Source organism: uncultured Sphingomonas sp. (assembly GCF_946477935.1).
Classification (GTDB): Bacteria; Pseudomonadota; Alphaproteobacteria; order Sphingomonadales; family Sphingomonadaceae; genus Sphingomonas.
In genome coordinates this window covers 1-7,645 of sequence record NZ_CAMLAC010000171.1, presented here as the reverse complement: position 1 = coordinate 7,645, position 7,645 = coordinate 1, and the positions used below count along the sequence as shown (strand labels likewise).

Sequence of the window (7,645 nt, the reverse complement as noted above, 5' to 3'; positions counted from 1 at the left end):
GCAGGTCGCTCTGCCCGGCGAAATGCTTGTCTACCGTTTCGGTCAGTTGCGCGGCAGTGGACAGGTGGATGTAGCCGTCCTGCCGGTCGACGGGGGCGCCGGTGAAGACGCCGTCCGCCTCCAGCACCGTCATCTGCTCGGCGGTCAGCACCTTGTATGCGGTGGTAGGCGTCGTCATTCGCCATCCTCCGGGCCTTCGCTCAGGTCGTCGCCGATGGTCGCGTCGTCCTGCGGATCCAGCACCGGGGTCTCGTCCGCCAGATTGGCCTCCGCCTCGTCCTCGGTTTCCTCGATCCGCGCCGCCGACACGACATGCTCGTCGGCGGCCACGTTGAACAGGCGCAGGCCCGCCGATCCACGGCCGATGACGCGCAAGCTGGCCAGCGACATGCGGATCAGCTTGGCCTGATCGGTCACCAGCATCAACTGGTGCCCCTTGGTCGCGGGGAAGCTGGCGACGACATCGCCGTTGCGCGCGATATTGTCGATGTTGGTGATGCCCTGGCCGCCGCGACCGGTGCGGCGATATTCATAGGCCGAACTCAGCTTGCCATAGCCGTTGGTGCATACCGTCAGGATGAACTGCTCGGCGGCGCGCAGTTCCTCGTACCGCTCGGGCGGCAGTTCCGGCTCGCCTTCCTTCTCGCCCTTCCAGGGGGCGAAGCGCAGATACGCCTCACGCTCCTCGGAGGTGGTGCCGACCCGGTGGAGGACGGACAGCGAGATCACCTCGTCCTCGCCCTTCAGCGCGATGCCGCGCACGCCGGTTGCGGTACGGCTCTGGAACTCGCGCACGTCGTCGGCCGCGAAGCGGATCGCCTTGCCGCAGCGCGTGGCGAGCAGCACGTCGTCGCCCGCCCCCAGCAGCGCCACGCCGATCAGACGGTCCTCGCTCTCCTCCTCGAACCGCATCGCGATCTTGCCGTTCGACGGCACGTTGGTGAACGCATCCATCGAGTTGCGGCGCACCGCGCCCTTGGCGGTGGCGAACATGACGTGCAGCGCACCCCATTCCGCCTCATCCTCGGGCAGCGGCAGCACCGTCGAGATCGTCTCGCCCGGCGCCAGCGGCAGCAGGTTGACCATCGGCCGCCCGCGCGTCGCGGGGCCACCCTCGGGCAGACGCCAGACCTTGTAGCGATAAACCTTGCCATGCGTGGAGAAGAACAGCACCGGCGTATGCGTCGACGTCACGAACAACTGCGTGACGACATCCTCGTCCTTCGTCGCCATGCCGGAGCGACCCTTGCCGCCGCGGTTCTGCGCACGGAAGCTGTCGAGCGAGGTCCGCTTGATATAGCCCTGCATGGTCACGGTCACGACCATGTCCTCGCGCTCGATCAGGTCCTCGTCATCGATGCCATCGGCGGCAGCGGCGATCTCGGAGCGGCGCGGCGTCGCGAACTGGTCGCGCACCGCCACCAGCTCGCCGCGCATCACCGCGTACAGCTTGGCGCGGTTGGCCAGGATCTCCAGCAATTCGGCGATCGACGCCGCCAGCCCCTGCAACTCCTCGCCGATCTCGTCGCGCCCCAGCGCGGTCAGCCGGTGGAGGCGCAGGTCCAGGATCGCGCGCACCTGCGTGTCCGACAGGCGGTAGCTATCGCCCGTCACCTCGACATCGACCGCCTCGACGAGACGAATGTACGGGGCGATCTCCGCGATCGGCCATTCGCGCGCCAGCAGCGCCTCGCGCGCGGCGGCAGGTGAGGACGATCCGCGGATGATCCGCACCATCTCGTCCAGGTTGGTCACCGCGATGACCAGCCCCAGCAAGATATGCGCCCGCTCGCGCGCCTTGTTCAGCTCGAACTTCGACCGGCGGGTGATCACCTGCTCGCGGAACTGGACGAACGCCTGGATGATGTCGCGCAGGTTCAGCAGCTCGGGGCGTCCCCCGCGGATCGCCAGCATGTTGGCGGCGAAGCTCGACTGCGCGGGCGTGTGCCGCCAGAGCTGGTTCAGCACCACCTCGGGCGTCGCGTCGCGCTTCAGGTCGATGACGATGCGCACGCCCTCGCGGTTCGATTCGTCGCGAATGTCGCTGATGCCCTCGATCCGCTTTTCCTTGGCGGCCTCGGCGATCTTCTCGACCAGCGCGTTCTTGCCCTGCTGATAGGGAATCTCGGTCAGCACGATCGAGCGGCGATCGCCGCGCCCTTCCTCGATCTCGTAGCGCGAGCGCACGATCACCGAGCCGCGACCGGTATTATAGGCCGAGCGCGCACCGGCACGACCCAGGATCACCGCGCCCGTCGGGAAATCGGGGCCGGGAACGATGTCGATCAGTTCCTCGAGGGTGATCGCGCCATTGTCGATATAGGCCAGGCACGCATTCACCACCTCGCCCAGATTGTGCGGCGGGATGTTGGTCGCCATGCCGACCGCGATGCCGCCGGCGCCGTTGACCAGCAGGTTGGGGAACTGCGCGGGCAGTACCTGCGGCTCGCGCTCCGAACCGTCATAGTTGGGCTGGAAGTCGACCGTGTCCTTGTCCAGATCGTCCAGCAGCGTGTTGGCGACCTTGGCGAGACGCGCCTCGGTATAGCGCATCGCAGCGGGCGGATCGGGGTCCATCGATCCGAAATTGCCCTGACCGTCGATCAGCGGCACGCGCATCGACCAGTCCTGCGCCATGCGCGCCAACGCGTCATAGATCGCGCTGTCGCCGTGCGGGTGATATTTACCCATCACGTCGCCGACGATGCGTGCCGACTTGCGATACGGCCGCCCGGCCACGAAGCCGCTCTCGGCAGCCGAATACAGGATGCGGCGATGCACCGGCTTCAGCCCGTCGCGCACGTCAGGCAGGGCGCGCGCCACGATGACGCTCATCGCATAGTCGAGATAGCTCGACTTCATTTCGTCGACGATCGAGATCGTCGAAATGTCGGAGGGTTCCGCGAGCATCGTCTCGTCGGCCAAAGCAGCTACTTTCAGGCTTGTGTCAGTTGGGAAACGACATCCCTAGCCGCTCCGAAGGCGCCTGACCACCCCCGCGCACGCGCACCCGCGCGAGGGGGCAGGGCAGGGGCTAAGCCCTTGCAAATCCTATCGCGAACAACCCGTCACGGTCAGGGCGAGACCTCTTTTCCTTCCCAGTCGAACAGCTTGCCGCTGTCGATCAACCGCAGCCCGTCGATCACGTCGAGCAACTGCACCGCCGCGCGCCCCGTGTCGAACAGCCGCCCGGCCTGAACATTGCCCTGGAACGGCTTCGACAGCGCGGTATCGACGGTGCCGGGATGCAGCGCCACCACGATCGACCGGTCATTGCGTCGCTTCTCCTCGATGGCGGCGGTGCGCACCAACTGGTTCAGCGCCGCCTTGGATGCGCGGTACCCATACCATCCGCCAAGCCGATTGTCGGAGATCGAGCCGACCCGCGCCGAAAGTGCGGCAAAGACGGTGCGGCCGGTACGCGGCATCAGCGGCAGGAAGTGCTTGGCGACCAAGGCCGGCCCGATCGCATTCACCGCAAATTGCCGGTGCAACCAGGCGGGGTCGAGTTGCGCGATGCTTTTTTCCGGGCCTTGCGCATCGTCATGCAGCAGGCCGGTCGCGACGATCACGAGATCGGGCGCGGCGCCAAGCGAGGCGGCCGCCGCCACGATGCTGGCCTCATCCTCCAGGTCGATATGATCGGCGCCGACGAAGGACCGCGCAAACCCGCGCACCGCGATATCCTCGTCACCCAGCGCCTCGACCAGCGCGGCACCGATCCCGCCGGATGCGCCGATGACCACGGCATGGCTCGCGCTCATCGCCGGAACGTCCACTGCTCGGCGCTGCTCGCATCTGCGTCATAGGCATAACCCTCCGCATCGAAACCTCGCATCGCGTCGGTGTCGGTAACCCGGTGTTCGACCATCCACCGGGCCATCGAACCACGGGCCTTCTTCGCATGGAAACTGACGAAGCGGTCGCCTTCGCGAAAGTCGACGGCGATCACGCGGATGTCGGCGGGCAGGCGCCCCTTCACCGCATGCCAATATTCCTGGCTCGCCAGATTCAGCACGGTTCCCGATCCTTCCGCTGCCACATCGTCCGCCAGCAGGGTCGCGATCCGGTCTCCCCACCAGTCGGTCAGTTTCGTGCCCCCCGGTGCCCAGCGTGTGCCCATTTCCAACCGATAGGGGCGCATCGCGTCCAGCGGGCGCAGCAGGCCATACAAACCCGACAGCATTCGCAGATGATCCTGCGCGAACGCGATCTGCGCGTCGTCCAGCGTATAGGCATCCAGTCCCGTATAAACGTCGCCGGCAAAGGCGAACATCGCCGGGCGCTCTGCCGCACCGCCGAAGTCGCGAAAGCGATCGGCATTGAGCGTCGCCAGCGCGGGCGAGATGCGCATCAGGCTGCCCAGCGTGTCGGCGCCCAGCTTCGCGGCGGCGGCGGCAAGTGTCTCCGCCTCCTTGGCCAGACGTGGTCGGGTGCAGGTATCGATGGGTAACGCAGTGTCATAGTCGAGCGTCTTGGCGGGCGAAATCACGGCAATCATGGTGGTTGCGGCGCTACAGGCGGGAGCTTCGCTATTCAATCCGCGTTCAGCGTTCGTTCGGCAAAAGGGGGTGGTTCGCTTGAACGGGGGGGCGCCAGCCCCTAGAAGCGCCCTTACCCCCTTTTCCACGCGCAAGATGCTCAACAGGAGAGATTCCGCATGAAGATGTTCTCGAAGCTGGCACTGATGGCGGTGCTTGCCACGGGCGTCAGCACGATTGCCGTTACCGAGCCCGTCGCCGCGGCGCAGAAAAACAAGAATAAGAAGGAAGAAGCCGGCGGCCTGAAGCTGAGCCCCGAGGCTTTGAAGGCCGCGCAGACCGCCCAGCCGCTGCTCCAGGCCAAGGACTATGCTGCGGCCGAGCCGGCGGTCGCCGCGGTCGAGGCTGCCGCCAAGACCGAGGACGACAAGTATATCGCGGCCGCGCTGCGCTACGATCTGGAATCGGGCAAGCTGTACGGCGCGCAAGCGGCCAACCCCAACGCGCCCCTCGACGAGACGGTGCTGGCCAAGCCGCTCGATACGCTGATCGCCAACGCCTCCACCCCGCCGGCCGACAAGGCCCGCTACGCGTTCCGCCGCGGTGCGCTCGCCTATAACGGTAAGCAGTATCCGGTCGCGCTGCAGATGTTCCAGCAGGCCAAGCAGCTTGGCTACAACGATCCGCAGATGCCGCTCCTGATGGTCAAGGCCAAGATGGAGACCGGTGACGTGGCCGGCGCGAACGCCGATCTGGATGCCGCGATCCAGCAGATCAACGCGTCGGGTCAGAAGGCACCGGAGGATTATTACCGCTATGCCATCGCGCGGTCCAACCAGCGCAAGATGGTGCCGGAAACGCTGAGCTGGATGCGCAAGTGGATCGCGGCCTATCCGACCTCGAAGAACTGGCGTGATGCGCTGGTGATCTACGGTCTCCAGCCCGGTTCGCTCGCGACGCTGGACAAGAACCAGAAGATCGACCTCTTCCGCCTGATGCGCACGTCCAAGTCACTGGCCGACCAGAACGACTATCTGGAATATGCCCAGAACGTGTTGGAAAAGGGTCTGCCGGCCGAGGCGGAGGCCGTGCTGCGCGAAGGCACCGCGTCGGGCAAGATCCCGGCCGGCAACGGCGCTGCCAAGGCGATGCTTGCGGACTCGGCGGCCAAGGCCAAGGCTGAAGGCTCGCTGGCACCGACCGAGAAGAAGGCACTCGCCGCTGCCGACGGCAAGCTCGCCGCCGTCACGGGTGAGGCCTATTACGGTCAGGGCAACTACGCCAAGGCGGTCGAGCTGTACCGCGCCGCACTGCAAAAGGGCGGCGTGAACGCGGACGAGGTCAACACCCGTCTCGGTATCGCGCTCGCCGCACAGGGCAACAAGGCGGAGGCCAAGGCCGCGTTCGCCAACGTCAAGGGCGCCCCCCGCGCCGACCTCGCCGCCTTCTGGACGGCGTGGCTGGACTCGCAGGCAGCCTGATCGCCTGACCTTGCAACGAAAGAAGGGGCGGTCCGCACGGGCTGCCCCTTTCTCGCGCTACAATCCCCCAACCTCCGTTCGTTTCGAGTAGCTATCGAGTAGCAGCAAAGCTGCGTATCGAGATGAACAGGTGAACATGCTCCCAGCATGTTCAGGATCGTCCGGGGGACGATTCGACCTGTTCATCGTATCGAGAGACAGGGCCCAGAGGCCCCGGCGCCTCAATCCACCGAAACCGGAATTCCCGAAATCTGTTTGGCGGTACGGATCGTCAGCGACGTCTTCACGCTCGCCACATTGGGTGCCGGTGTCAGATGCGTCGTCAGGATCTCCTGGAAGCTCTTCAGATCCGACGCGACGATCTTCAGGATGAAGTCGATTTCACCGTTCAGCATATGGCATTCGCGGATCTCGGGGATGCTCGCGACGTGATTCTCGAAAGCGGCCAGGTCATGCTCGGCCTGACTGCGCAGCGACACCATCGCAAAGACGGTGATCGGAAAGCCCAGCCGGGCGGCATCCAGGTCCGCATGATAGCCGCGGATTGCGCCCGCCTCCTCCAGTGCGCGAACGCGGCGCAGGCAGGGTGGGGCGGTCAGTCCGACGCGTTCGGCCAGGTCGACATTGGTCATCCGACCGTCGTCCTGCAGCAAAGCCAGGATTTGCCGGTCGATGCGATCGAAGGCCATTACGCGAAACTCCACATATACTCGTCATTCCCAATCCTTTGGAACGTCGATACATAAGAAAATTGCGGGCAAACGCAATTGTCCCACATTGCGACGTGCTTATTTTGAGCCTTTGCACCGGGCATCGGACGTGCGTAAGGACATGAAATCGGTGCTGCGCTCGGCAGGCCGGCCAAGGGGTTAACACGTGCGGTTCGACGACAGCCTGAAGACGGTTCTTTCCGCCGAGACGGCAACCGGGTTCGGTGCGCAGTCGTCATGGCGCCAGTTGGTCGATCTGATCGGCCGTGGCCGCGTGCCCGCCGATGACGCGGCGATCGAACGGCTGCATGCCTTGCGCCCCCATGTTCCCGATGCCGTGCGCGCCGCCAGCGCGCGGGCGCTTGCCCTGACTGCGCCGCCTGTCGCGCTCGTCGCTTTTTTTGCGCAGGATTTGCCGGCGATCAACGGACCCGTGCTGCGCACGGTGACGCTGGACGATCAGGACTGGCTGGCCCTGCTGCCCCGGTTGACGCCGGCGGGACGATCGGTGCTGCGCCACCGCCGCGATCTGTCGCAGGCCGTTCGTCGCGGATTGGAAAGCTTCGGGCCGACCGATTTCGTCCTGCCCTATCAGCCCGCGGAGACGCCGGCGGCCGTCACGGCTGCGGCCGCGCCGTTCCCTGATCCCGCGACGCCGCGTTCGGACAGTTCTTTCGTGTCGCTTGGCGATGTCGCCCGCGATCTGCCGCTGATCGCCCGCGCTCGCCTTCACGCCGATGCAGAGGCGCCGCTGGCCGCCGACCTGCTGCCCGAACCGGCCGGCCCGCCGCAGCGCTTCGAGATCGCCGATCTGGTTGCGCGCATCGACGCTTTCAATCGTCAGCGCGAGTCTGAACCGCGCCTCGTTCCGCCCGCGCTCGCCGAAGAAGCCGAAGCAGACCGCTTCCGCTTTGAAACCGATGCACAAGGCGTCATCCGCTGGGTCGATGGCGTCGCGCGAACGGCCCTGGTC

The 7,645-nt window shown here is 65.8% G+C and carries 6 protein-coding genes and 1 pseudogene; 2 read left to right on the top strand and 5 right to left on the bottom strand.

All coding sequences use genetic code 11. The features are described from left to right. From Q0U08_RS15110 to yaaA, 4 genes are all read right to left on the bottom strand, one after another. The coding region (locus tag Q0U08_RS15110) for a DUF952 domain-containing protein (RefSeq protein WP_298092324.1) at positions 1-178 on the bottom strand (178 nt) is incomplete at its 3' end. Further along, positions 175-2,925 (bottom strand): DNA gyrase subunit A, encoded by a 2,751-nt coding sequence (gene gyrA / locus Q0U08_RS15105; protein ID WP_298092322.1) that lies wholly within the window; start codon positions 2,923-2,925, stop codon positions 175-177. The genes Q0U08_RS15110 and gyrA, both read right to left, overlap by 4 nt. Before the next feature lie 149 nt (positions 2,926-3,074). Beyond that, positions 3,075-3,764, bottom strand: coding sequence for an SDR family NAD(P)-dependent oxidoreductase (locus tag Q0U08_RS15100; RefSeq protein WP_298092320.1), 690 nt, complete (start codon positions 3,762-3,764; stop codon positions 3,075-3,077). Next, positions 3,761-4,501 (bottom strand): peroxide stress protein YaaA, encoded by a 741-nt coding sequence (gene yaaA, locus Q0U08_RS15095; RefSeq protein WP_298092319.1) that lies wholly within the window; start codon positions 4,499-4,501, stop codon positions 3,761-3,763. The genes Q0U08_RS15100 and yaaA overlap by 4 nt, the downstream gene beginning before the upstream one ends. A 159-nt stretch (positions 4,502-4,660) precedes the next feature. Here yaaA and Q0U08_RS15090 point away from each other — a divergent pair, with 159 nt between their 5' ends. Further along, positions 4,661-5,962, top strand: a complete 1,302-nt coding sequence (locus Q0U08_RS15090) for a hypothetical protein (protein ID WP_298092317.1) — start codon at positions 4,661-4,663, stop codon at positions 5,960-5,962. 221 nt (positions 5,963-6,183) lie between these two features. Here Q0U08_RS15090 and Q0U08_RS15085 read toward each other — a convergent pair whose 3' ends face one another. Further along, positions 6,184-6,651 carry an Lrp/AsnC family transcriptional regulator gene (locus Q0U08_RS15085; RefSeq protein ID WP_298092316.1) on the bottom strand — a complete coding sequence of 156 codons (468 nt, stop codon included), beginning with the start codon at positions 6,649-6,651 and terminating at the stop codon, positions 6,184-6,186. 187 nt (positions 6,652-6,838) lie between these two features. On the opposite strand from Q0U08_RS15085, the pseudogene Q0U08_RS15080 reads away from it, so the two are divergent. Further along, positions 6,839-7,645: pseudogene (locus tag Q0U08_RS15080) on the top strand (sensor histidine kinase); the annotation flags it as partial.